This is a genomic window from Paenibacillus sp. FSL H7-0326 (assembly GCF_001955535.1).
Lineage (GTDB): Bacteria > Bacillota > Bacilli > Paenibacillales > Paenibacillaceae > Paenibacillus > Paenibacillus shunpengii.
The window spans coordinates 645,145-670,379 of sequence record NZ_MPVN01000001.1 but is presented as its reverse complement, the minus strand read 5'-3'; the positions used below and the strand labels follow the sequence as shown (position 1 = coordinate 670,379).

31 protein-coding genes and 1 pseudogene are annotated in these 25,235 nt (G+C 41.0%); 30 read left to right on the top strand and 2 right to left on the bottom strand.

Annotated elements, in window-relative coordinates; all coding sequences use genetic code 11:
* Positions 1–87: 87 nt before the first annotated feature.
* Positions 88–2,319, top strand: coding sequence for a right-handed parallel beta-helix repeat-containing protein (locus tag BK126_RS03035; protein ID WP_076311225.1), 2,232 nt, complete (start codon positions 88–90; stop codon positions 2,317–2,319).
* Positions 2,320–2,339: 20 nt separating this feature from the next.
* Here BK126_RS03035 and BK126_RS03030 read toward each other — a convergent pair whose 3' ends face one another.
* The gene (locus BK126_RS03030; protein ID WP_076311224.1) at positions 2,340–3,686 is read right to left on the bottom strand and encodes a hypothetical protein; all 1,347 of its coding nucleotides are present in this window, start codon (positions 3,684–3,686) and stop codon (positions 2,340–2,342) included.
* Between the two features lie 80 nt (positions 3,687–3,766).
* On the opposite strand from BK126_RS03030, the gene BK126_RS03025 reads away from it, so the two are divergent.
* The 23 genes and pseudogenes from BK126_RS03025 to BK126_RS02920 all read left to right on the top strand — a co-directional run.
* Positions 3,767–4,099, top strand: coding sequence for an HNH endonuclease (locus BK126_RS03025; protein WP_076311223.1), 333 nt, complete (start codon positions 3,767–3,769; stop codon positions 4,097–4,099).
* A gap of 5 nt (positions 4,100–4,104) precedes the next feature.
* Positions 4,105–4,371 (top strand): hypothetical protein, encoded by a 267-nt coding sequence (locus BK126_RS03020; protein ID WP_076311222.1) that lies wholly within the window; start codon positions 4,105–4,107, stop codon positions 4,369–4,371.
* Positions 4,372–4,623: 252 nt separating this feature from the next.
* Positions 4,624–4,959 carry a P27 family phage terminase small subunit gene (locus BK126_RS03015; protein ID WP_076311221.1) on the top strand — a complete coding sequence of 112 codons (336 nt, stop codon included), beginning with the start codon at positions 4,624–4,626 and terminating at the stop codon, positions 4,957–4,959.
* Positions 4,956–6,605, top strand: coding sequence for a terminase TerL endonuclease subunit (locus tag BK126_RS03010; protein WP_076311220.1), 1,650 nt, complete (start codon positions 4,956–4,958; stop codon positions 6,603–6,605). Before BK126_RS03015 ends, BK126_RS03010 begins: the two co-directional genes overlap by 4 nt.
* 26 nt (positions 6,606–6,631) lie before the next feature.
* Positions 6,632–7,786 carry a phage portal protein gene (locus BK126_RS03005; protein WP_076311219.1) on the top strand — a complete coding sequence of 385 codons (1,155 nt, stop codon included), beginning with the start codon at positions 6,632–6,634 and terminating at the stop codon, positions 7,784–7,786.
* Positions 7,783–8,526 (top strand): head maturation protease, ClpP-related, encoded by a 744-nt coding sequence (locus tag BK126_RS03000; RefSeq protein ID WP_076311218.1) that lies wholly within the window; start codon positions 7,783–7,785, stop codon positions 8,524–8,526. Before BK126_RS03005 ends, BK126_RS03000 begins: the two co-directional genes overlap by 4 nt.
* Positions 8,527–8,543: 17 nt before the next feature.
* Positions 8,544–9,704, top strand: a complete 1,161-nt coding sequence (locus tag BK126_RS02995; protein ID WP_076311217.1) for a phage major capsid protein — start codon at positions 8,544–8,546, stop codon at positions 9,702–9,704.
* A gap of 34 nt (positions 9,705–9,738) precedes the next feature.
* A complete protein-coding gene (locus BK126_RS02990; RefSeq protein ID WP_076311216.1) occupies positions 9,739–10,029 on the top strand; it encodes a hypothetical protein in 291 nt (96 codons plus the stop codon).
* 5 nt (positions 10,030–10,034) lie between these two features.
* The gene (locus tag BK126_RS02985; RefSeq protein WP_076311215.1) at positions 10,035–10,352 is read left to right on the top strand and encodes a hypothetical protein; all 318 of its coding nucleotides are present in this window, start codon (positions 10,035–10,037) and stop codon (positions 10,350–10,352) included.
* On the top strand, positions 10,327–10,695 hold the full coding sequence (locus BK126_RS02980) for a phage head closure protein (RefSeq protein ID WP_076311214.1): 369 nt from the start codon (positions 10,327–10,329) through the stop codon (positions 10,693–10,695). The genes BK126_RS02985 and BK126_RS02980 overlap by 26 nt, the downstream gene beginning before the upstream one ends.
* A gap of 1 nt (position 10,696) precedes the next feature.
* The gene (locus BK126_RS02975; RefSeq protein WP_076311213.1) at positions 10,697–11,074 is read left to right on the top strand and encodes an HK97 gp10 family phage protein; all 378 of its coding nucleotides are present in this window, start codon (positions 10,697–10,699) and stop codon (positions 11,072–11,074) included.
* A gap of 2 nt (positions 11,075–11,076) precedes the next feature.
* Complete coding sequence (locus BK126_RS02970) at positions 11,077–11,397, top strand: hypothetical protein (RefSeq protein WP_076311212.1); 321 nt, start codon at positions 11,077–11,079, stop codon at positions 11,395–11,397.
* A 4-nt stretch (positions 11,398–11,401) separates the two neighbouring features.
* Positions 11,402–11,992, top strand: coding sequence for a major tail protein (locus BK126_RS02965; protein WP_076311211.1), 591 nt, complete (start codon positions 11,402–11,404; stop codon positions 11,990–11,992).
* A gap of 2 nt (positions 11,993–11,994) precedes the next feature.
* Positions 11,995–12,342, top strand: coding sequence for a hypothetical protein (locus BK126_RS02960; protein WP_076311210.1), 348 nt, complete (start codon positions 11,995–11,997; stop codon positions 12,340–12,342).
* A gap of 189 nt (positions 12,343–12,531) precedes the next feature.
* Positions 12,532–15,387, top strand: coding sequence for a phage tail tape measure protein (locus BK126_RS02955; RefSeq protein ID WP_076311209.1), 2,856 nt, complete (start codon positions 12,532–12,534; stop codon positions 15,385–15,387).
* Entirely contained in the window at positions 15,384–16,196 is an 813-nt protein-coding gene (locus tag BK126_RS02950; protein WP_076311208.1) for a distal tail protein Dit, read from the top strand. Before BK126_RS02955 ends, BK126_RS02950 begins: the two co-directional genes overlap by 4 nt.
* A 14-nt stretch (positions 16,197–16,210) precedes the next feature.
* A complete protein-coding gene (locus BK126_RS02945) occupies positions 16,211–17,833 on the top strand; it encodes a pectate lyase family protein (protein ID WP_076311207.1) in 1,623 nt (540 codons plus the stop codon).
* A gap of 11 nt (positions 17,834–17,844) precedes the next feature.
* Entirely contained in the window at positions 17,845–19,344 is a 1,500-nt protein-coding gene (locus tag BK126_RS02940) for a phage tail protein (RefSeq protein WP_076311206.1), read from the top strand.
* 66 nt (positions 19,345–19,410) lie between these two features.
* The gene (locus BK126_RS02935; protein WP_076311205.1) at positions 19,411–19,992 is read left to right on the top strand and encodes a hypothetical protein; all 582 of its coding nucleotides are present in this window, start codon (positions 19,411–19,413) and stop codon (positions 19,990–19,992) included.
* Between the two features lie 49 nt (positions 19,993–20,041).
* Positions 20,042–20,215, top strand: coding sequence for a hypothetical protein (locus BK126_RS29260; protein ID WP_179085502.1), 174 nt, complete (start codon positions 20,042–20,044; stop codon positions 20,213–20,215).
* Between the two features lie 65 nt (positions 20,216–20,280).
* Positions 20,281–20,670 carry a hypothetical protein gene (locus tag BK126_RS02930; RefSeq protein ID WP_076311204.1) on the top strand — a complete coding sequence of 130 codons (390 nt, stop codon included), beginning with the start codon at positions 20,281–20,283 and terminating at the stop codon, positions 20,668–20,670.
* 15 nt (positions 20,671–20,685) lie between these two features.
* Positions 20,686–20,970: a phage holin family protein gene (locus BK126_RS02925; RefSeq protein WP_076311203.1), complete on the top strand. Its 285-nt coding sequence runs from the start codon at positions 20,686–20,688 to the stop codon at positions 20,968–20,970.
* Positions 20,971–21,033: 63 nt separating this feature from the next.
* Positions 21,034–21,717, top strand: a pseudogene (locus tag BK126_RS02920) (N-acetylmuramoyl-L-alanine amidase); the annotation flags it as partial.
* Positions 21,718–21,759: 42 nt separating this feature from the next.
* On the opposite strand, the gene BK126_RS02915 reads toward BK126_RS02920, so the two are convergent.
* Positions 21,760–22,182: a hypothetical protein gene (locus BK126_RS02915; protein ID WP_076311202.1), complete on the bottom strand. Its 423-nt coding sequence runs from the start codon at positions 22,180–22,182 to the stop codon at positions 21,760–21,762.
* 165 nt (positions 22,183–22,347) lie between these two features.
* On the opposite strand from BK126_RS02915, the gene BK126_RS02910 reads away from it, so the two are divergent.
* The 6 genes from BK126_RS02910 to BK126_RS30170 all read left to right on the top strand — a co-directional run bounded on the left by BK126_RS02910 (position 22,348) and on the right by BK126_RS30170 (position 24,761).
* A complete protein-coding gene (locus tag BK126_RS02910) occupies positions 22,348–22,683 on the top strand; it encodes a YolD-like family protein (protein WP_076311201.1) in 336 nt (111 codons plus the stop codon).
* Positions 22,684–22,880: 197 nt separating this feature from the next.
* The gene (locus tag BK126_RS02905; RefSeq protein WP_179085501.1) at positions 22,881–23,093 is read left to right on the top strand and encodes a helix-turn-helix domain-containing protein; all 213 of its coding nucleotides are present in this window, start codon (positions 22,881–22,883) and stop codon (positions 23,091–23,093) included.
* A gap of 20 nt (positions 23,094–23,113) precedes the next feature.
* Complete coding sequence (locus tag BK126_RS02900) at positions 23,114–23,704, top strand: hypothetical protein (protein WP_083655691.1); 591 nt, start codon at positions 23,114–23,116, stop codon at positions 23,702–23,704.
* Positions 23,704–24,258: an accessory gene regulator ArgB-like protein gene (locus BK126_RS02895; protein WP_076311199.1), complete on the top strand. Its 555-nt coding sequence runs from the start codon at positions 23,704–23,706 to the stop codon at positions 24,256–24,258. The genes BK126_RS02900 and BK126_RS02895 overlap by 1 nt, the downstream gene beginning before the upstream one ends.
* Positions 24,239–24,364: an AgrD family cyclic lactone autoinducer peptide gene (locus BK126_RS28970; protein ID WP_143757657.1), complete on the top strand. Its 126-nt coding sequence runs from the start codon at positions 24,239–24,241 to the stop codon at positions 24,362–24,364. Before BK126_RS02895 ends, BK126_RS28970 begins: the two co-directional genes overlap by 20 nt.
* 13 nt (positions 24,365–24,377) lie before the next feature.
* A complete protein-coding gene (locus BK126_RS30170) occupies positions 24,378–24,761 on the top strand; it encodes a LytTR family transcriptional regulator DNA-binding domain-containing protein (protein WP_076311198.1) in 384 nt (127 codons plus the stop codon).
* Positions 24,762–25,235 lie beyond the last annotated feature (474 nt).

The window sequence follows — 25,235 nt, the reverse complement described above, 5'->3', positions numbered from 1 at the left end:
ATACAAAAGCATCCAAAACGGTACGCATCCAGTCTATAACACAGGATTGGGTGCTTTTTTAATTTTAGAGATATAGGAGAGGTGGTCATGAAAAAGAAAAAGTATAGAAACCTTGGTATTATTGATCGCGAAGCGAAGACTGCGCTATTAAGATCAGAAGAAGCTGAGGTTGCTCTAAACACCAAAATAGATCGTAAAGAATATGATGTATATGAGTATGGTGCAAGCGGATCGGATCTTGAGTTTCTCAGCGATATTAATTCTGGAGAAACTCATGTGAAATTGATTGACCATGATTTTGATGTGGGTAATGGTGTTTGCGTATTTAAAGCTGGTAATGTCTGTACGTTAACTCCACCTCAAATCAACTTATCTACAGGTGGAGTAACTGGAAACACAAATTATCAATATAGAATATCAGTAATTGACGAGAAAGGGGGCCAATCAGCAGTAGGTCCTCTTTTTTCTATTTCAACAGGCAATGCATTCTTATCATCTGCTAACTTTAACAGATTATCGTGGGAACCAGTGCCTGGTGCGGTAGGGTATGTGATATATGGACGTTCAGGAACTGAGATGAAGTATCTTGCGGTGACGGGATTGTCGACTTGGTACGATACAGGAGCTATACCGAGAACTCCACCTATAACGATTGCACAAACTGTTCCTCTAACTCCGAGTAGAGGGGTATTTAGGAGTGAAGTAACTAGTACTAATAATGAGGGCATTCAACTAAAAGACGCTTTGAAAGTTAATTTGAACAATGCAGTTATACACCACGATGATACTGATTCATTTGTAAATGCAATAAATGACTCTTTCAAGGGCAACAAGAAGGTAGTAGTTCCACCTGGTCAATTCAATTTATTCGATGATGTCATCATTCATACAAAAATGAACATATACGGAAATGGTGACGAAAGTGTAGTTCGAAGCGTATTGCCTTTCAACAATGTTTTTTATTCCAACAATACTGAAGGCGTGAGGATATCTAATCTTAAAATTGTAGGCAATGGATACGGATTACAGCCCATAAATAGAAAAGATGATCCAAACGCTAAAGGTTCTGGAAGCGGAATTGTTATGGCTCGCGGAAAGGGATTCAAAATATCAAAAGTCACGGTCCTTAATTGTGGTGGAGATGGTAATACCTCTGAAAGAAACGGAGTGGCTGGTATATGGGCCACATATGGTTGCGAATCTTACTCAATTACAGACAATGATGTACGTCAGTGCAGAAACGGAATAAATGAAGATAACTACTATCAGAGAGATCCGTTGAATGGGTATATCGCAAGAAACTATGTTGAAAAATGTAGGTTTGGAATAGTGACTGATAACTCAGACAAAGGTCGAGGACTGAGGATAGCTGATAATGTAGTCAGAAAATGTGCTTACTCAGGGATAGACATAAACAAGAGTAGTTACGTAGATGTATACCATAATACTGTAGAAGAATGTGGAGACATCTTAGGTAGAGAGTACAAATATTGGGAAGCAGAAACTACCTATCAGAAAGATGATGTAATTGCTGCTAACGGAAGATTCTACAAAGCTAAGACAGCTGGCACAACCGCGCCAATTCTATCTTCACCCGTGAGTCCGTCTCATGTGAACGGATCTGTAGTGGACGGCACTGTGGAATGGGAGTACGTAACGGGAACTTTTGCTCCAGCAATACACATGTACTCCAGCGCTAACTTTAGAATGGTTAGGGTTAAAGTGAGGAAAAACCAACTAATCAATAACTTCTGGACAGCTATTAAGGGAATACAGAACCTACGCTACTGCCGCATTGAAGAAAATGAAATAGATGGGTGTGGTAATCATGGCATACAAGTACAAGCATTCCGATATGGATCAGTTTCACGAAATGAGGTCTATAACGCAGCTGGATCAGGTATTCATGGAACGCCAGTGTCTATAGATGGTACCACTGTTAGTATTGACAGAACGAAATTTGTAGAGAACCAAGTGTCATTCTGTTACCAACATGGAATCTATCTTGAAGCAGCATATTACTGTCATATCATTGGCAATGAATCGTTTAATAACAGCCTTAGAGGTTACAATCAGTATTCGGGAATTTCAATAGGCGGTGGTACAGTTTATGCAAAAATCATGAACAATACTGTAGATGGAGATCAACAAAGATTTGGAATTGCGATTGTAGGGTCAACCACAATTAATAATGATATTGCTGGGAACACATCGAGGAACAACGCTGGACCGACTGTTGATTATGGTATAGAGAATAAACAACAAATCTTCGGCACAAACAGAAACACCAACGGAGTCTACGATCATACTGCAGCGTAGTCCATTGGTGTTTAGTTTGTTTAAGGATTTTTAGGATTGTGGTACATGGGTGCTTCTTCCGGAGCTCCCTTTTTACTATGCAAATATAAAACTAAGTAAATCAACATCATGCAAATAAACAAATAATGATCACGGAATAATTGAGTTGCAAAAGATGTAACGAGCATCGTTCCGAAAGTTACCAAGAACAACATGAGCTTCTTCATAAAGTTTCTTTCGTTGAACAATCTCATTACTAGCGCTGTGTATAAGAGACAAACAGACAAGAAATAAACGAGACCTCCTTGAATCATAAGGAGAGATGCACTATTAACACCTAAGTGCTTATGAATGTTTTGGTTGTGCAGCATAACATTGCTTAATCCAATCACAAGACCATCGGCATTATATTTATTAAAAGCCAGATAGTTAAGGTATGCTCTCTCGTTATGCACGGTTGGTTTATTTGTAAAGAACTCTTCAACCAAACTGTTTGTATCTTGCACTTCTCCAGTTTCATCGTCTAACGAAGAAGTTGCCGAGTAAAGTAACAAGGCAAATCCTGCAATTAAAAGTATTTTAAATATTGATTTGATCGTGATGCCGTGCCTGTTAAGGCCGATCATAAAGAAGGTAACTATGAACGGTATTACTGTTAATGCAAACATCTTGTTATCGTTCAAAATGGACATCTGAAACATTAATAAAAATTGTGCAACTAATATCAGCAAAGTGATTTTGCTCTTATGAGTTGTTAAGTGATAAAGGTTAAAGAGAAGGGTGGCGATCCACAAAAAGTTGAGCACGCTCACACCACTCAGACCAATAAAACCGGTCATATGGTCAAAGACAAGAGGGTTCACTGCGATAAATCTGCCCATAAGAAATGTTCCTGTAATGGCCTGAACATATACGATCGGCGTGTTGATGAAGAAATAGATATTAAGCACTTTACGAATGGTGTTAGCCAACTCATGAAGAGCATCAAATGAATATCTTTTTCTCATGTAAATCAAAAATACGATGAGGGTTGCTGGTGTATAAGCCATCAGAACATTATCTACAAAAGTCCTGACGTATCCAAACTGACCTAAGTTTAACATCAGTATTGTTACGGAAAAAACGGCTGCTACGTAAAGTCCGATGGTTACTTTGAACTTAGATTTCGCTAACATGGTTGCAGTGTAGAGAATGATGAAAAAATCAACTAAGTACCATAACTCATACACCACTTTGACATAACGTAAAAAGAATAAATTGAACAGCACCAAACCTAGAATTACTAAATCAAACTTATGTACTTTAGTTTCAAAGGCGTACTTTTTTTCGTAAATTGTAGGTTTGAAGATAGGGGTGTTTCTAACTGTCTTGCTACTGATAGTACTCATGAGCTACTCCTTTCGATACAGATTGTATACAACAGATTATATACACATTAAGCAAAAAATTCCATTAATTTCGAGGAGAAATGAAAGAATATAAGACGCTCGAACAGAAACGTAAATTCTACACGAGCAAAGACTGGAAGCACATCAGACTAGAAGTACTCAAAAGAGACAACTATGAATGCCAAGAGTGCAAACGCAAAGGCTTAGTCACCATAGACACCAATGAGTATAGCGAGAGTGCGAAGCGTAAGAAGATACAGTTGGTAGTCCATCATTTGAAGGAGTTAGAACATCATCCAGACTTAGCACTGGATATAGATAACCTAGAGACAGTGTGTGTAGACTGTCACAACAAGGAACATGGTAGAGACTTTGGGGTGAAAGAGAACAAGTGGGAAGATGAGAGGTGGTGAGGTTAGTGAAGATGAAACGGACAACATGGTATTGCATTGACCGTTCATGTGGATGGCAAGAGACTTCACACAAGGTACGAGATGGATTGAAATGTCCTGTGTGTGAATTGCCAACCAACAATAAACTCAGCACTATCAGGAAAGAAACAGGTGTTAAGCAACCAGAGAGGATAACACGTAAAGAAATGGTAGATGAAATCAACACATCATATGCTAAGTCTTTGAAGGAACTGACTGGCAAGGATGTGCCTAACATTATGGAGATGTGGTGAGTAGATGAAACCATCTCAGATAGTATGGAAACTGAATGTTATATCAGAGTATAACGGCATCATCACAATAGCATTGTCATCAAGTAAGCGAATAGAAAGTATCGTTGCTTTCAAGACACCCCCCGGGTCAAAAGGTTTGGGCTAACTCTTACCATTGGGGACCGGGAGGGGGAGTCGATTTCCCAGATTCAAAGCAAAATACGCGCGATATAGTTTATTGGGATTAAATGTAAAATGGAAGGAGGAAATTTAATGGCCGAAACTAACCGTGATGCCTTAAGAAGTATGATAGAAACGGACTTGTCAGCTCAATTAAAAGATAATAAAGTAACTGGTCATCATTTCGAAGATTTATTGCAGGATTATCTTTCGCTGTGGGATTTGAAGTGCAAGCTCATTGATGATATCAAAAGAAACGGCATTCAGGTTTCTGGTATGCATGGTCCAAAATCGAATCCTTCCATTGGTGATCTGCATAAGACGAATGATCGAATGATTAAGATTCTAGATGCCCTTGGATTGAAAGCTTCGCCGGTGGAACAGGATGATGGATCGAAGAAAAAGCGCTCATCAAATGAATTGATATGATCTCCAATAAGCACGTTGATGAATACATTCGTCAGTACAAATCCGGTGAAATTAAGCTGAATAAAGAGCGCATTATGCTGATCGAGCATTTGGAAAAACGTGTACTGAATAGAGATGACTTATACTTCGATGATGTAATGATCGAGAACTTCATCAAGTTTGCTGAGAAATGGTATTTTCCTTTACAACCATTTCAAAAGTTTCTTGCTGCATTCGTGTTTTTATTTTACAAGGCTGATGATTCAGTCTTCTATGAACAATTCTTGTGGTTGATGGCGCGTGGAGCTGGTAAAAACGGTCTTATATCTGCATTGAGCCATTTCTTCATTAGTCCGTTGCATGGAATACCGAAGTACAATATTTCAATTGTGGCGAACAGTGAGAAACAGGCCAAGACATCATTCATGGAAATATACGATGCCATTGGTTCTCATGAAGTATTGGAAGATATGTTTTACAGGACGAAGCTTGAAATAACAGGAACAGACACCCGGAGTACTCTCCAGTTCCATACGTCGAATGCAAGTACCAAGGATGGACTACGGGACGGGGCAGTCATCTATGATGAGATTCATCAATATGAAAATTCAGATACAGTAAACGTATTCTCTAGCGGACTTGGTAAAGTCCCAAACGCTAGGGAATTTTTTATTGGAACAGATGGTTTTGTTCGTGAAGGATTCCTGGATAAAACAAAAGAACGTGCATTGAACATCCTTGAGGGAAAAGAGTTGGATGATCCTTTATTCCCTTGGATATGTAAAATAGATGACCCGAAAGAAATAGATGATCCGAGCACGTGGGAGAAGTCGAATCCGATGTTTAGCGAGCCTAGAAGTTTCTATGCAAAAGGATTATTTAAAAAGGTTCTCACTCAGTATAAGCAGCTGGTCAACAACCCTTCCAACCGTGAAGAGTTTATGACCAAGCGTATGAATTATCCTGAAGTGGATCTAAACAAAACAATTGCCAGTTGGGATGACATTATAGCAACGAACAGACCGTTCCCTGAGCTGAAACATCGAACTGCAGTCGGAGGTTTGGACTTCGCTAGCATAAAAGACTTTGCTGCTGTCGGATTACTTTTCAAAGTCGGTGAGAACTACGTTTGGAAAAGCCATTCCTTTGTGCGTAAAGGTTTCTTGGACGCGGTGAAACTAAAAGCACCGATCAGACAATGGGAAGCGCAAAAGCTACTTACCATAGTCGATGAGCCGGTCATAAACATTCAGCATATCGTCAACTGGTTTGTTGAAATGCGTAAAGTATACGGCGTTAGCACAATAGTGGCCGATACATTTCGATTGGATTTAGTAAAAACAGCATTGGAGGCCGAAGGGTTCACGCTGTTGTATATACGGAATCCTAAAGCGATTCATTCGCTATTAGCGCCTAGAGTTGAAACGATGTTTGCTAATCACCAAATCATTTTTGATGATAACCCTCTTATGCGTTGGTATACCAATAACGTGTATGTTCACATAAAGAAAGACGGAAATAAAGAGTACTTGAAAAAGGATGAAGTCAGAAGGAAAACAGACGGCTTCCACGCCTTTATACACGCCTTGTGGCAAGCAGATAACATACTAGAGGATGAAACGGACATCATGCAGTCATTGAGCTTGCTAGAGAGCTTAAACTTTTAACTTCAAGGGAGGGGGTGAGAGTGTAAATGGGATTCTTGGATACGATACTTCGGCGTAACAAAGAACTTGAAAGCATGTTTGATTTAGATATCCCTTATGACACAAGTCACCGGGCATACTTAAAAAAGATAGCACTAGAAACAAATATCAATTTCATTGCCAGGACCATTAGTCAATGTGACTTCCGAATTGTGAAGGATGGGAAGAAGCGAACTGACAGCTGGGCAAGTGATTGGAATTACTTATTGAACGTAAGGCCGAACACGGATCAATCAGCTGCTGACTTTTGGCAAAGGTTTGTTTCTAAATTAATTTACGAGAATGAAATATTAGTTATTCTGTCTGACAACAACGATCTGTTAATTGCAGACAGTTTCTCACGTGATGAATACGCTGTGTACCCTGATACATTCAGGGATGTAACCGTCAAGGACTATACCTTTAGACGGGTTTTTCGCATGGATGAAGTCTTTTACCTGACATACAATAACGAGAAATTAACGAAGTTTATGGAAGGTATGTTTGAAGATTACGGAGAGTTGTTCTCCAGAATGATGGAGTCTTCAAAGCAAAGCAATCAGATCAGGGGAACCGTGAGCGTGGAGGCTACACAAGCGCTTGACGAAGCCACACAGACCAAGCTACAGGCTTTCATTGACAAGTTGTTTAATGCATTCCGTAAGAGCCCTATAGCGATTGTGCCGAAGCTTAAAGGGTTTGATTACAACGAAGTCAATGACGGTTCGAACAATGGCAAGTCCGTAGACGAGCTGACAAAGCTGAAGAAGGATCTGACCAACGATGTTGCTAACATCTTAGGCATTCCGATTTCCTTGGTACATGGCGACATGGCAGAGTACGATACAGCGCTAGAGGCGTATATCAAATTCTGTATCAGCCCATTCGTCAAGAAGATTAAAGATGAACTCAATGCCAAGATCGTTTCGAAAACGGAATACATCAATGGAACCAAAATTGAAGTGCGTGGAGTTACGGAGATTAATCCTCTTGAAGTTGCTGATGCAATAGATAAACTGATTGCAAGTGGTGCATATAACGGCAATGAAATCCGGATAAAGTTAGGAGATGAACCAGTGGACAACCCGGCACTTGATGAATATGTTCGCACAAAGAATTATGAATCTACTTCCGGTACGGAAGGGGGTGAGAATGAACAATGACAAAGATCGAAATTAAGGGCGTTATCGTCCTCAACGATTATAAGGATGTTTACGAGTTCTACGGATACGAATGTACTTCACCAAAAGATGTAATTTCTCAACTTCCTACCGATGGTTCTCCAGTTGAAATCATCATTAATTCAGGTGGTGGACACGTTGATGCAGGAAGTGAAATTTACTCACGCTTAAAGGAATACGATGGACAAGTAACAACCAAAACGTTCTCCTTAGCTGGTAGTGCAGCTTCAATCATTGCAATGGGAAGCAACAATGGCGGTAAAACTCTAATTGCACCAACAGCTCAACTGATGATCCATAATGTATCAGGAGGAAATGAAGGGGATTATAGAGCGCATACGAAAACAGCAGATGTACTCAAGAATTATAACAAAGCCATCGCTAATGCTTACACCATGAAAACAGGGAAGTCAGAAGAAGAAATTCTTCAGATGATGGACAATGAAACGTGGCTTAACGCCAAAGAAGCTGTAAATCAAGGTTTTGCGGATGGGATGTTATTCGATGAAAAGGTGCAGTTTGTTGCAAGTTTGGATTCAATGATGCTGCCACAAAACGCCGTTGATAAGGCGCGCGAATTGATCAGCATGGGGAAGACAACCAATACTATCTCTGAAGAACAATTAGACTATATTGTCGAACAGGTCACAAATAAATTAAATCAATCTCAAAAGGAATCGAAGCCAGCTGCTACAGCAGGCCCACGGTTCTTTTTTAATTAAAAGGGAGGTCATTGAATATGACTATGAAATTGAACGGAAAAATGGAAAATTACGAAGCAAAGAAAACGGCATACATGAATCTTGTAAAAGAAGGTGCTGATGCTGAAAAGCAATCAGTCGCATGGGATGAAATGCAGAACGCTCTTGCTGCTGATCTTACTGAGAATATCAAAACTCAGGTGCGCAACGAAAACAACGATAGTTCAATCCTTGCTGCACGCGGTCAAAACGTACTCACTTCTAAGGAACGTCAATTTTTCAACGAAGTAATTATCAGCGGCGGTTTTGCAGAGGATTCCATCTTGCCAGTAACTACTCAGGAGCGTGTATTCGAGGATTTGGTTACAGCCCATCCGCTGCTTGATGCTATTGGTCTACAGGACCTGGGTGCGGTAACTCGTTACATTTACTCGGATCCTACGAAAGCTTATGCCTGGGGTAAATTGTTTGGCGGTATCCAAGGTCAAGTAGCAGCAGCGTTCCATGAAGAACAAATCACTCAACTGAAACTCACTGCATTCGCTGTGATTCCAAAAGACATGCTTGAGCTTGGACCAGAATGGGTTGAACGTTATGTTCGTACGCTTCTAGTCGAAAGCTACTCAGTCGGTTTGGAGTATGGATTGGTAAACGGACGCGGGCCAAATCAAAACGAACCAACTGGCTTAATGAAAGACGTAAATCCGGATACCGGTGCTGTTACAGACAAAACATCGTCTGGTACATTGACTTTCGCTCCATCCCTCATGGGTGAAGTTGTTGCCGGTGAACTGCATGATGTAGTGAAAGCACTGTCCACTGACGCAGCTGGGAATACACGTAAGGTTCTCAATAAAATCGTAATGGTTGTGAATCCTGTCGATGCAATCAGCGTTCAATTCCGCAACACGATCCAAACATCTAACGGACAATGGGTAACTGCACTCCCTTACAACATCCGAACAGTTGAATCAGAAGAAATACCAGTAGGTAAGGCGCTGTTCTTTGTCCAAGGTGAGTATCTTGCGGTTATCGCTGGCGGATACAAACTCAACAAGTTTGATCAAACGTTGGCTATGGAAGACGCTATGCTTTATACAATCAAACAATTCGCAAACGGTAAGCCAAAAGACAATAAAACAGCGCTCGTATATGACCTGGACATTCAATTCGGCGCTGAAACTGTAGAGACTCCTTAATCGGGGTCTCTTACTTCTTTTAGGAGGGGATAACATGAAAGCGAAAGTAGTTAATCGGTTTAAGGCAAAAGAACATGACGATCATATCTATCAACCTGGTGATACCTACCCAGCTGAAGGATACTCTGCTGATGAGGAGCGTGTTCGTTATCTATCCGAAATCCATCCGAAATATGAAAAGGTATATTTGGCTGATGTTCAGGAAAATGAAAGTGCCGATAAATTCCCTAAGCATGTTGGTGGAGGAACCTTTGAACTCTCTAATGGTGAGAAAGTGAAAGGGAAGGAAGAAGCAATCGAAGCAGAAAAAGCTTTGAAGGAGTGATATAGATGGCTGACATTACTCCTGTAATCCTTCAAGAGTTTAAGGATCGTATGCACTTGGATGATGGGGAAGACGATAACCTTCTGCGGATTCTAAAAGCCTCTCACGGCGAATTAAGAGATGTTTGCGGTGAATATGACATTCTAACACACGAAGGGTTCAAAGAGCTTGTATTTGAGCGTTCTCGCTATGTATATAACGATGCTCTTGAATACTTCGATACAAACTTCCTATCCCGAATTAACACGCTGAGCCTAAGAAAAGCGCTTGAGTCCATTGAGGTAGAGGGTGATGCTGATGCAACCGTACAAATACAACCCTAATAATCACTCAGGCAGGTTCAATAAGCGCATTACCTTGTGGGGACCAGTTGTCATTCAAGACGAAATCGGCAATGAGGTCGAATCGTTTGAGGAGATCGTAACCCTATGGTCTATGGTCAAGACAACCAAGGGGAGTGAATACTTTGCCGCTGCACAAACCAACTCGGTTAACACAGTGCGCTTTGTGGTGAGGTATTCCAAATCCCTTGAAGAGATCTTTAACCGGGAGACATCCAAGTTTGAAATTGAGTACAAAGGCATACGGTACGATGTCCAGGGAGCGCCCATTAACGATGATGAGTTGAACAAAACTTATACCATTATCGCTGAGGGGAGGCTGTGACATGAGCATTTCCATCAACGATCTAACGAATGAGATTGTATCAGCGGTTAGAGACTATACTGAGGATGTTACAGCAGCCATTGAAAAAGAGGTAAACCGAACTGCTAACGCATTCCTGAGAGATACAAGAGCTGCAGCGCCTGTTGATTCCGGTAGGTATAAAAGTGGGTTTAAAATTACCCGAGAAAACTTTTCCGGAACAATTAGACGTACTCTATGGAACCAAAAGGAACCTTACCTTGGTCACCTACTCGAATACGGTCACGCTAAAGTTGGCGGCGGTAGGGTAGCTGGCAAACCTCATATTAGGCCAGCATATGTAAAGAATGTCGATGGTCTCCCAGACAGGATAAAAACCATTATCCGCAACGGAGGATAATTATGAATCAAGCTGAATTATTTACCGCTCTAAAGTCACTAGGCATGCCAGTGGCTTATTTGGCGTTCCAAAGTCCAGTACAAGCGCCGTTTATTACTTATCACTACGCTTATTCATCTGACATGATGGCAGACAACCAAAATTATTTGGATATTGGTAACTTTCAAGTAGAGTTATATGCCACTAAAAAGGATCTTGCTGCTGAAAAGTTGGTGCAGGACAAGCTCAAGGAATTACAGATGCCATATTCCAAAACAGAAACATGGATCGAAGATGAAAAGTTATTTCAAATCATATATGAAGTTCAATTAATAGGAGGCTAATATCATGCCAAACAAAGTTGTGTTCGGGTTTAGAAATGTCCACGTCGCATTCATGGATGCTGAAGCTACGGAGCAACCAGCATGGGAAACACCAATCCCGTTACCTGGTGCGGTTCGTTTTACACCCGAGGTAGTGGGGGAAACAACACCTTTTTATGCAGACGATACTACTTATTACGCTGTTGATACAAATAACGGATATACAGCAGAATTGGAAATTGCATTACTTCCAGATGATCTTAAGATCCGCATGTTGGGATGGAAAAGAGATACTAACGGAATGATTGTTGAGGTGGCGGACGGAGTAGGTGAACAATTCGCTTTGCTTGGACAAGTTGCTGGAGATCAGCGTAACCGTCGGTTTGTTTATTACAAGTGTTCAGCAACTAGACCGGCAAAAGAACTTACTACTAAAGGCGAATCGACAGAAGTCAATACAGATGTCGTGAACTTAACTATTTCACCAATTGAAATTGATGACGAGATGATTGTCAAAGGCGATATTGAATTGAATGATACGAATGCAACGGTGTTCAATTCTTTCTTCAACTCCGTTTACCTTCCGACCTTTAGCACAACACCGGAGGGCGCATAATCATGAGAGAACTTAATATTGGAGATCAAATCGTAAGAGTCAGGGCTACTCCCCTGGCTCTTCTTTACTACAAACAAGAATTCAAATCAGATCTTATGGGCGATCTAACAAAATTGTCCTCTATTGCTGATGATCCTACGAAACTGGATATGCTTGCGATTCTGCAAATGGTGTGGGCAATGGCTAAGGCAGATTCTTTTGGTAAACCATTTGATTCCTTCGAGAAGTGGTTGAGCACCTTTGAGTCAATTGATTTAGCTGATCCGACTTTACTTGTTGGAGCAGTGGAGGAAGCAACTGAGGGCTTTTTTCGTTCCGGAGTCAAAGGGGCAATCTCCAAAGCGAACTAAGCCCCAAAGGTATGACACCAGTCTTCTTGCATTAGGTAAAAAGATGGGCCTGAGTTACTTGGAAATAAACGAAATGAGAGTTTGCGATTTAATTGATCTTTCCAAATCTTACTCAAACTCAGATGAAGATGAAAAAGTAGAAGCCACACAAGAAGATATTGATGCTTTCTTCAGATAGGGGGTGAATAGATGGCTGAAACAATAAAAGGATTAAACGTTGTCATTGGATCGGATACTACGGCACTATCAAAAGCCCTATCTGATGTAAATAAGAAAAGTCGCGATATACAAATGGAACTAGGAAAAGTTGAAAAGCTCCTTAAGTTTGATCCTGGCAATACAGAGTTACTCGCACAGAAACAACTTCTTTTACAGAAGTCAATTATAAATACTGCTTCCAAACTCGATCAATTACGAGAAGTACAGGAGCAGGTTAATCAGCAGTTTGAACGAGGGGAAATATCGGACGGTCAATATAGAGCGTTTCAACGAGAGATAGCCGGTGCGGAATCTCAGTTGAAGTCCTTGGATGGACGTTTAGATCAAACTACAAAAGCCCTCAAAGATCAGGGTGAGACAGTATCTAAATTAGGCAGAGAGTATCAAGAATCGTTTGATCAAGCTAAACAGGCAATGGGTAACGCCTTTGATCAGGCCAAAACACTCGGAGCAGGTCTAACAGCAGCAGGCGCAGGATTAGCCGCTGGGCTTGGTTCAGCTATCGGAGTGTCTGCTGAATTCGAAGCTCAACTAAGCCGTGTAGGAGCTATCTCAGACGCTACAGGCGACCAACTAGAGTCTCTAAGGCAATCGGCGCTAGATTTAGGTGCCAGTACATCAAAAAGCGCCAGTGAAGTTACTAAAGGTCAAGAAGAACTTGCTGCACTTGGTTTTACAGTGGATGAAATCTTAGGCGCAATGCCTGGTGTGATCTCGGCAGCAGAAGCGTCCGGGGCAGACATGGCACAAACAGCCGAAGTCATGGCATCCACGCTTAATATATTCGGTAAGGAAGCTTCAGAAGCTACTAAGGTAGCGGATATCCTTGCTAAGACAGCTAACGTTTCAGCTGCGGATATAACTGACATGCAGTACGCCTTGAAATATGCAGGACCACCAGCGGCAGCGTTAGGTGTATCGCTTGAAGAGTTGGCAGCCGGTATTGGTATTATGACTAATGCTGGTATGCAAGGTGAACAGGCCGGTACAACTTTACGATCTGCATTGCTTAGTCTCTTGGATCCATCCGAAGAAAATAGCAAGTTAATGAATACCATGGGTGTGGAGATTACGGATCTTGAAGGCAACTTCGTTGGTTTGGAACAGCTAGTACGTAACCTGGATTCATCCATGGACGGTTATACCGACACTCAAAAAGCGGCAACCCTTTCTGCTTTAGTAGGTACTGAGGCTGTTTCAGGCATGCTTTCACTCATGGCAGCTGGACCAGAGGAAATAAACAAGTTTACTAAATCTCTCGAAGATTCAGGCGGTGCATCTGCAGAAGCAGCAGCGAAAATGAAAGACAACCTCAAGGGAGCCCTTGACGAAATGTCGGGAGCCTTTGAAACGCTGATGATTACAATCGGTACTGCTTTAACACCAATAATCAAAGCGTTGGCCGAAGCATTAGGCGGATTGGCTAACTGGTTCAATGGCCTGTCACCGACTATGCAAACTTTTATCGCAATTGCTGGAGCTGTTGGTGCTGCTTTAGGGTTGATTGCAGGGCCTTTACTATTGTTAATAGGGTATCTTCCTCAAATAGCAGCCGGTATTAAGTTGATAGCACCTGCATTCGCTGGTCTTGCTGGTCCCATTGCTATAGCTGTTGCAGCAATAAGTGCAGCGGCGTTATTGGTTTATCAGTACTGGGAGCCCATATCAGCGTTCTTTGTTCAGTTGTGGGATAAGATCAGCCAGGGAACATCGGCAGCATGGGAGACATTAACATCAGCTCTTTCATCAGCGTGGGAAGGTATCACTAGTACAGTTACTAATGTGTTCAATGGAATATCCGAATTCATCTCTACAGTGTGGAAAAACATTTCCTCTTTCCTTAAAAAGACGTGGGACACCATTAAGAACCTGGCCAAAACCTCATTTGATGCTGTAACCAACGTTATCAAACCGATTATGGAAGGGTTAAAGACCTATTTCAGTGGTGTCTGGGATCTAATCAAGAATATATTCGGTGGAGCATTACTATTAATCATCGACTTGGTAACAGGTGATTTCGAAAGTTTATCCAAGGACGCTAAAGCGATATGGGAAAACATAAAGAAATCCTTAGCTACAATATGGGATGGTATTAAACAAGTCTTCTCAGGTACATTAGATGCCATTACTAAAGTTGTCTCATCAGCATGGGAAGGAATGAAAAAAGTCACCAATACCGTTATCACCGCCACATCGGATTGGATTAAAAAGACGTGGAACAGCATATTAGACTGGTTCCGTGAACTTCCATCTAAACTTTACAATATCGGATCAGATATGTTCACTCGGATGCGTGATTCGGTCACAACGACAGTGGGCAAGGTTAAAGATGCGATTGTTAAAGGGATGACCGATGCAATAGACTGGCTTAAGAATCTCCCATCCCAAATGCTTAGTATAGGTAAAAACATCATAGACGGCATTGTTGACGGTATCAAAAGTAAGATTAATGCTGTAGGTGACGCAATTAAAAACGTAGCTAACAGTATCACAGACGGCATAAGGGATGCATTAGACATACATTCCCCAAGCCGGGTAATGAGACAATTAGGGGAATTTGCCGGGGATGGATTCGTACAAGGTATTGATAACACAATCAAGGCAGTACGATCAGCAGCAAATGATATGTCGAGAGCTGCACTGCCTGATGTTGGTTCAATGGGCGGTTCTGGTGGAAGCGGCACAACGGTTAATAATAATTTAGCCGGAATGTTTAACGGTGCTACATTTGTCATCCGCACTGACAATGACATTAAGAAGATCGGTCAAGAAATCGCAAGTGTATCTAATGGAGTTGCAAGAGGATGGGGAGGTGCAACTAGATGAGCTTAGGCGCTGTTTTAACCATAGACGGAATATCCCCTGTTGAATTAGGCTTAGGCACGTTTAGAAACTCTCAGCGGCCTATCCTATCCTCTACGGTGGATAATACGGTAACAGTCCCGGGTATGCACGGAGCGTATGACTTTGGGGCAACAATGGGACCCAAATCGTTTGAACTGGAATGTGCTTTTATAACAAGAAATCATATCGAACTGCAGCAGCGTGTTTCCGCGTTAGCTGCTTTTTTGTTGGATGGAGACGGTAGGCCAAGAACAATGGATATCGTCTTCTCTAACCAACCGGATCGTAAATACTCGGTTAGATACGTAGGGAGTTTAAATATTGACCGCATATCCGGACTAGGAACATTTACATTACCGTTTACTGCATTTGATCCGTTTGCCTATAGTCTGACGGATACCGGTTCATTGTTGACCTGGGACACAGATTACACATGGGAAGATGACTTCGCATGGGGTGATGCATACACTTTCGACTTCACTAGAGCTGGTACAGTGCAAATCAATAACTTTGGAAGGCTTAATGTTGAACCTCTAATTGTTGTGGCCGGCAGTTTCAACACACTTTCATTAACAGTTGGTGGAGTTGAATTCAGATACAATACACCTTTAAACGGTATGTTAGAAATCAATTACAAACGAAAAACCGCTAAATCAGGAAATCAAAATGTTCTGCAAAACTCAAATGCCAAGTTTGGTAAGTTGCCACCTGGTACGTCAGATCTGATCGTTGGCGGAACTAACTTAAATATATCAATTGACGTGGTCTTCCAAGCGAAGTATCCAGCATAAAGGAGGTAATCAAATTGGCTGAAATTCAGAACATACCTTTAAATGAGAAGCTAAGGGATAGCAATCCAAAGATAAATCGAAACTTCGAAAACATAAACGAACAGCTTGAAGGCCATATCGCTTCGAATGAAGCGCATGCAGCTGAAAATATTACTTATAGTGGCGAAGTTGCTACAGCAGAAAACGTTAAAGAAGCTATTGATAAAATAGATAGCCGTATTACGGAAATTGTATCTCAATCTGGTGACGATAACACAGAAATCGTAGATGCTCGTGATGGTTATCCGGTATTAGGCGGCCGTCTTGATGCAATGGATGTGGAAATGGACGACAGAATAAAGAAAGAGCCCTACGTGGTCAACGTTATGGATTACGGAGCTAAGGGAGACGGTACAGACGATTATCAAGCTTTCGTTAATGCCTATAATGCTTGTCCAGCTGGAGGAGTTTTGCATTTGCCGATCCCATCGGTTAAATACTTTTTGTCTCAGACATTTACGGTAAGTAAGCCAATCAAAATTAAATCAGACAACAAAGTGTACGAAATCGAAGGCGGAAATGAGAAAGTTTCCATTATCGAGTTTGCTAACACTGTAACAACTGGCATTAAGGTCACTAGTTACAACGTATCTATCGAGGACTTAGTTGTAAGGTGTACAAATGTCACTTCAAATTTCATTGCTGGTATAGATTTGGATAGCCCTACTGGTGGTGGCATGAGGTTTACGAGAATTGTCAATGTTGTCGTGGTTCTTGCCCATGAATATGGTATTGGTATTAAGGGCCGGAACCTTATCGTCTCATACTTGGAAAATGTTCGAACGTTCCAAGGGGAATACGGGTTCTACATGTATCAAGCTGGAACTAGTATTACATTTATGAACTGCTGGGCTACTGCTAACCTTAGACAAGGATTTCACCTCGATGATCAAGTTTACATTTCCTTTGTTAACACAGCTTGCGATAGTATTAACGGTCAAGAGGATGCGTATTACCTCAAAAACTGTCGGAGTGTTAAATTCGAAGCAACAGGTGCCGAGGGTGGTCAAACTGCATTTAGATTCGAGGACTGTAATGGGGTTGCAATGCATTCAGCCTTTGCGATCGGAATGGGTGAGACAGGAGCGGTCGCAACGTTTTGTGTTATTAAAGGCCAGACAAGAAACGTTGTTTTTGAAACTTGCGTCGATGAAACGGTCAGCAATCTTCCGAACGTATACTACGATAGTACAGCCGGATATCCAATCATTATGAATTCACGATTTGATAAAGGTATTTCTGAAAATGGCACACTCCTCACCTTGCCGGGCGGAACTAACAATAAAGGACATTTCCAATTAGGAAGGTTCTCTCTCTCGGATAACCCAGCGGGTACAGGGTTAACTATTCTGGCAGGCCGAGGAATGGCAGTACAAGGTCAACGGTTCGGAGTTCTTAACTCCACAATGTCCGCATGGATGTCCTATCTTGAAAGTGATGGATGCTTCTATCTTTCAGGAATACCTGCTTTACCACCAGCGTCAGCAGAAAACAGAGGGAAGATTTACAGAGTTCAAGGTGCATCAGGAGTAGCCGATTCAATTCATATTTGTCAGAAAACAGCTTCAGACACGTACACATGGACTAAGATTGGATAGGAGGGGTCTTTTTGTTAACCATTTTAGACGCATTAAAAAGACCTCTGGCTGTGCTAGATGATTACCAAAGTGATGAAATTACCGAACAAATTAACGGAGCCTATACATTTAAATTCTCCGTCTACTTGGATGATGAAAAAAGCCAATATATTGACACTGCTAACCTAGTGGAAGTAGAAGATCAATACTTCAACATCATCAAACACCGCCGAACCCGATCAGATAACGGTCAAGTAGTCATAGCAGTAGAATGTGAGCAGGTCTCTTACGATCTGCTCTTTAAATTGTTTGAAGGAGGCTTTATTCATACTGGGACACCTGTAGAACTGCTGCAACGCGCTTTAGAGGGGACAAACTTTACGATCGGCACAGTACAACCAAGCGGATATGTCAGTGTGGATCTTAAAGAGGGAGTTACTGCCCGAGCCGTTGTGATGGAGTTGGCTGCACGGATCGGTGCAGAGCTCCAATTTGATAAATACACGGTCAACCTCCTTAACAGAAGGGGCTATGACAGAGGCGTACAGTTCAGGCTAGGTAAAAACCTTAAGGGGATCGTAAAGGACGTTAACGCTCAATCTGGAGAGGTTTTAACGGCATATGAGATTGATATAGTGGAATTAAACTCGTTGCCCGAGTTTGAAGGATTAGAATACTTTGAACTCGGTGATACGGTCGATATCATTGACGAGGAACTGCAGATTGATGAGCAGCAGCGGATTATCGAATACTCTTATTCACCAAGGCAACGGATCAACAGTAGAGTGGTTATAGCCAACTATATTGAAGGTATCCAAGATACTATATACCGTATCCAGACTACGACAGTAGGTAAAGACAAATGGATGTATGGCGTAAAAATTGGCCCTGATGAAGGTATTGTTATAGAACGATACGATAAGTTGGCAAAGTCCATTTTCAATGCCAATGAATTCCGAATGCAAAAAGGAAACGGCAACGGCAGTTATTCAGATTCCTTATACTTTGATGCAATCAATCAAGAATACAATTTCACAGGCATTGTACGAGCTGGGCAATTCATCGGGGGTAGCATCAAAATAGGCGATGAAAACACTACTCATTTTGAAGTTGGCGAAGACGGTAAGATGATTGCAATTAATGCTGAGTTCAAGGGGACTATTACAGGTTCCATCATCATAGGTAGTACAATTAAAACATCTGAAATTGGACCAAGAATCGAAATGGATAGTATTATCGGATTCAGAACTTACGACAGCAACAATAGAAACCGGATCAGAATCAACACTGCATCTAACAATGGAGTAGCTGCCATTGTGTATTATGATTCGTCTGGTAGTTATGCCGGGGAGGTTAACTCTTATTCTAATTCTGGATTGTCTGTATTTTCGGAGAATTTGTTTTTAGGCAGCAATAATTCTGCTAGTCCTATTAGATTCCAAGGTGAAGCTTACTTTTATGGAAGGATAAACACTCGAAATTACACTGATTTGGATGCGACCCTTGACGAAATATTTGCGAGATTGCCGTAAAATCTGCAACCTTAGTGACCGATATACGTTGTATAATTAAGGAAATAATACACGGAGGTACTAAGGATGAAAAAATTTGTTTATATGGCATCTGGTATGTTGTTGGGTATTGCTCTAGCACTTCCGCTTGGCAGTGCATTTGCGGATCAAATTAAGAGTGTAGTCGGTACTAAAATCACAGGACAGTATTCTGTGACAGTGAATGGAAAAGAACTCGCTGACCCGGCTATTGTCGCTGAAGGCAAATCATATGCGCCTGTTCGATCTTTGGTCAGTGCAGTAGGAACAGGAGAGATTATCGTGGATAACACTGAAAAAACTATAGATATTACTGTTGAAACGGAGAATGACCAACCAGTTTCAGAGCCAGAGGTTACTACGCCTGAAGAAACACCGGAAGCAACCACTAATCCTTATACTTACATGACAGAAGAAAAGTTGCTGTCGACTAAGGAACTGTTCGAAGTTGTGCATCTACAAAGAATTGATTCTAAGCTAGCGGAGTATAACCAGATGCTTGCCAATCCAGAATCATGGCTTGATGTAGAAAACATAAAAGGTATTGTATCAACACTCGAAAAACAAAAAGTCGATTACACAGAAAAACTTCGTTTAGTAAATGAAGCAATAGCAGCATTAGAAGAATAATAAACCAGAGTCGTCCAATTGGGCGGCTTTTTTTATTGGGGGTGAAACCATGAAGGCCAGAAAACTTATCGAGTGCACCATTGATCTTGGTAATCCAGTTCATGAAATCGGAGCCGTTATAAACGTTGTATTAAGTTCATACAGCAAAGAGCAGCAAGTAGATATACTCAAATCCCTAAGTAAAGACATAGATAAAGCACTTGAAGATCCAGGAAAGGAGTGATCTTTATGTAGCGTAGACACCATGGGAGTGGTCATATTTTATATAGAGATAGGGGGAAGGAGAATATGAGCCCAAACGAAGGGGTGAGTGAAATGTCAGATGTAAACACCTTGGTCAGTCTGCAAATTCAGATTGCCAGAATTGAAGAAATGTTAAAGCCCATCGGAGCTATTGTGCCTACTGTAAATGACGTAAAAGAAACTTCAAGACAAGCATTGGACTGTGCTCAACAATTAAAAACTAAATTAGATGGCATGGAGATTGAATTTAACCAAACCAAGATTACAGCAGAGGAAGCGCTGAGAAAAGCAACTGCCGCTTTAGAAGCTCAGGCGGCGCAAGCAGAGTCCCAAAAGTGGTTCAAGCGTACGTTTTACGCAGCGGTTATTGTAGCATCAACTGGCGGATTGTGTGCGGCTGTATGGGCCGGTATTAAATTAGCAGCAGTGGGATAAGGGGGATAAACTATTATGGAATTTACAATGGATTATATTTTTCAATTGATCGACCCGGCTTTGATTGGGGTACTTGTTGCATGCTGGGTAATTGGATACACCGTCAAACAACTACCTAGCATTCCAAACTGGTCAATAGTGTTTATCGTCTCAGCAGCAGCCATTCTTCTAACAGGATTTACGCTCGGATGGTCGGTTGAGTCATTAATCCAAGGTATTCTTGTTGGTGCATTTGCGGTTTATGGTAATCAGGTTGTACAGCAAACACAAAAAGGCGTTGAACAGAATAAAAATGCTTAAGAAAGGAGGTGGTGCCATATGTTCAGGATCTATATTGATCCTGGTCATTAGCACGGTGGAAAAGATCCGGGAGCCGTGGGTTATGGCCTAAAGGAAAAAGATATTGCATTGACTATCTCTGAAGGAATCAAAAAGAAACTGGAATCCGAGTATGAGGGTATTCAAGTAACCTTAACACGTAGCACTGATACTTTCCTAGAACTCAAAGAGCGTACCGATAAAGCTAATGCAGCTGGCGCGGACGCTCTTATTTCTATTCACTGCAACGCTGGTGGTGGTTCTGGTGGCTTTGAAACGTTCCGGTATACAAACGCTAGTGCGAAATCCAAACAGCTCCAGGAGGCGCTACACACCGCTATAATGTATGAGCTAGATCAGTTTAACGTTATTGACCGCAAAACGAAAACGAAAAACCTACACATGGTCCGTGAATCAAAAATGCCAGCAGTGTTGACAGAGAATTTATTTATAGATGTGGCCGCAGATGCTAATCGCCTTGGTAACTATAGTGTAATAGAAGCCCTTATAAACGGTCATGTCGCTGGTGTGGTGAAATACTTCGGATTGAAAAAGAAGGAGGTAGCGAAGGTGGCTGAAAGAGATATTGAGAAAGTAAGCCCATGGGCAAAGGACATATGGGAGCAAATGACGAATGCAGGTTACTTTGACGGAAAACGTCCTGGAGCGCCGATCACGCGTGAAGAAATGGCGATTGTATTAAGTAGGTTGATTAACAGTTTGAAGTAACAAAGAGGCCCCTCAGCTTAAGCCGAGGGGCCTTATTTTTGTTTATAGTTCGTCAATTACTTTAGCATATTTATCAAACTCAGCTTGTTCCATATCTCCGTTCATCTGGATCAGAACATGATCATTTGCATGTGTATGTGAAAACAACATTGCTGAAGATTTACCCATTTCATCATAATAACTCTTTAGTTCATCAAGATCTGATTTATCTTTAAATACGAATAGGCGACCACCGTTATCCTCACCTAGAGATGGAACGAGAATCCGTTTGCCTTCTTCGAATCGCATTGGCCCCATTCCCATGTCGTCTTTTGTAATTTCTGTTGCATTTTCAGCTTCCAAGCCAGCCTCTTTAAACTTCGTAATTACATCGTCAACCTTCACTGTAGATTCTCCACTTGAACATGCCGCCAACAAGCCAACAATAAATACTAAACTAATTAAAAACCCTACCTTTTTCAACAATAACATCCCCCTGTAGTATAATTTAAGCATTTAAAGTCTACCAGAAATAGGTATATATATCCATATGTTACGCACAAAAGCAAAATAATTTTCAAATAATGTTATTGATAAAAGAACACATGTTCGTATATAATACCTAAGTAAATAACTACTGAGGTGATCGGCATGGGAAAGAAACTTGAAGGTAACGGTATTATGGAATCATCACGAATGATTATGCCTGAACATCGGCAAGCTTGGATTGATCGGCAGCTGGAGAAAACTAAACACTCTAAACCGATTATTGACGAACAAGAAATGCAATTAATTGAACGTGCTTTAGTAGATTCTCGAAACGAGCGTATGCGGATTGATTTAGTCCTACATGATCCATTCGAGGACAGACATGTATCGGGAATAGTCTCGACAATAGACACTTATATGAGACGAATTAAATTAACTACGTCTGAGGATGATTTTGAGTGGATTAGCATTAAAGAAATAGTAGCTGCAACATTGTAACCACAACGCTCGTTTGACTTAGTGTCGGCGAGCTTTTTTTGTTGACACAACTACATATCTCCCCCTATTATGTCCTTGCTATTAGTGCACAAAAAGGAGGTAAAAAATCCTAAAAAGTGTATTGCAAACAATACAGGGACATGCTATATTTGTATTGCAAACAAGACAGCGGTCCTAAAGAAAAGGAGCTGGAATTTATGTCAGTTGGTCGAAAAAATCAACTGCCCGCATTATACACCGTCTACACCTCACGAGAAGCTGCTGAGGTTTGGGGATTGTCCGACAACACGGTAACTCAATGGTGTAACAGAAACAAATTCAATGATCAAGAGGCAAGGAAATCGGGGAAAGTCTGGCTCGTTACATACGAAGGTATGATACGAATGACTGGACGTAAGCCGGGTAGTTAATCTTGGGGGAGATGACCACTGTGGATTGGAGTAATTTCATTCAGTTTTTATTGTTCTCGACTTTAGAAATGTTTGCAGCATTTGTTTTTATGATGGCCTTATTTCGAATGAATCCTTTCGACTACGTTTGGCAAGCGTCTATTGTCGCAATATTGATGGGATTGCAGAGTTTCTTCTTAAGAGGAGAGATCGGATTAGCCAGTCTCGCACCAGTGGTCAACATAATGCTTTATATACTTCTGTTGAAGACGGTTGTTAAAATGCCTATTCTGTGGGCTGCAATAATCTCATGTACAGGATACTTCATTTATGCATTTATCCAATCATTGTTTGTGAGCTATATTGATGGACAACAACTTCAACTAGTTACCTCAATACTGATTATGATCGTTTCATTTGTTCTATATAAGTTTGGTATTGGTTTCGCTAGAGACTTTAACAAGCTTATATTGAAGGGCGAACACATCATAGTAGTCGCAATTATTATCGTCACTTTTATTCTACTTGGTCTTACAATGTACTTGCATCAAATCTGGATGAACATTCTTTTCTTTGGAATAACCACGGGAATCTTCCTGTACTACGCAATTAAGAAAGAGAGAGAAGATTAATGATAGAGACTGTTGCATCAAAGATGGCCGTTCACATTAAGTCAGTTATTCCAAACCACCCGGCTTCAATTGCAGTATTAAGACATTCACTAATTATCGCTATTAACTTCATGTCAGTAATCGGCATTTGTCTAATTGCTGCATTCTTCACAGGTAAAACTAAGGAAGTATTCTCATTACTCTTATTCTTCGGAATATTGAGGCAGTTAACCGGAGGTTTGCATATCAAATCAAGTATGGGCTGCGCATTATTAACATCTGGTGTAGCGACTGCACTATCTTTCATTGAATTAGATCAAATCACCACACTCACGTTTACAGCGATCAGTATGGTGCTCATATTCTTCTTCGCTCCATCTGGAATTGAAAATCAGACAAGGATACCTGAAAGATACTACCCATTATTAAAATATGTCTCACTGGTGTTGGTAGGGACGAACTTATGGTTTAATTCGTCAATAGTAGCAGTGGCATTCTTAGTCCAAAGCCTAACCTTACTATTGAATGAAATTAAATTGAAGGGAGGTGAGAAGAATGAAGAAAAAACTGTATAACGTTGCTGCTACAATGTTGTCTGCACTCGCTGCCTTTTCTGTAATGCCAGCTAGCCTCGTATTCGTTAACAACCCAGAACCACCAGCTGAGCTTCTAAAAAAATAATGGAGCTGATCAAATGTCATACGTCTCAGTTAGTCGAGATCCAGAAGGTAACACTGGTATCTATAATCTCCTTATAAAGGATGTTAAGTACTTAAAGTACGATAAGAAGATAAACAGAGTAATCCTTCATACTGAATCTGAGAAATTTTATGTAGTTGGAACAATTGAGTTCTGGACGAATGCTTTCAATGGTAGTGGATTCACATTTAGAATCGTAGATAGAAGCAATTCGATCAATGTAGATCATATCCAAAAGATAGATACGGTATTCAAGGTTGTGTACTTAGATCGAAGCAAGAAAGACTTATTCAAATGTACTATGTCGGTTAAACAATACAATGCCTTGGTAGGCGAATTTCCTTACCTTACAAGATCAGCGTTTACATTGTTAACCTAAAAAGGGTAGCTGCACATTAAGCAGCTACCCATCTTTTTTTGTGAGCCGAATTATAACACGTTTCACTTGTCAAAGTCTGTCGTTTTATAGTGTCGACTGGACAAAATTCATCTGACGAATACCCTTTTACATTATGTGTAAGCTGTACTAAAATAATAACAAGAGGCGAACATATGATTCTAGATTTGAGAACAAATTGTTCCGAAGACCCGGGGAGGCGGATCAGAAGACATCCGCGAAGCTTACTATTATTCTTCCCACTCATATAGGTCTTCCATTCTGCATTTGAAAATCTTGGAGGCTATGTACATGTCTTCAGGTAGCATTACTCTTTTGTTGTTGCAGAAGTGAGATATCACACGAGGGTGACGACCAGATTTGTCAGCATAATCTGCTTGGGTCCATCCTCTGGAAGCAATGAGATCAGGAAGTAAGCATCTCCCACGGGAGATATTCACCTCTTAAAACTCCTTT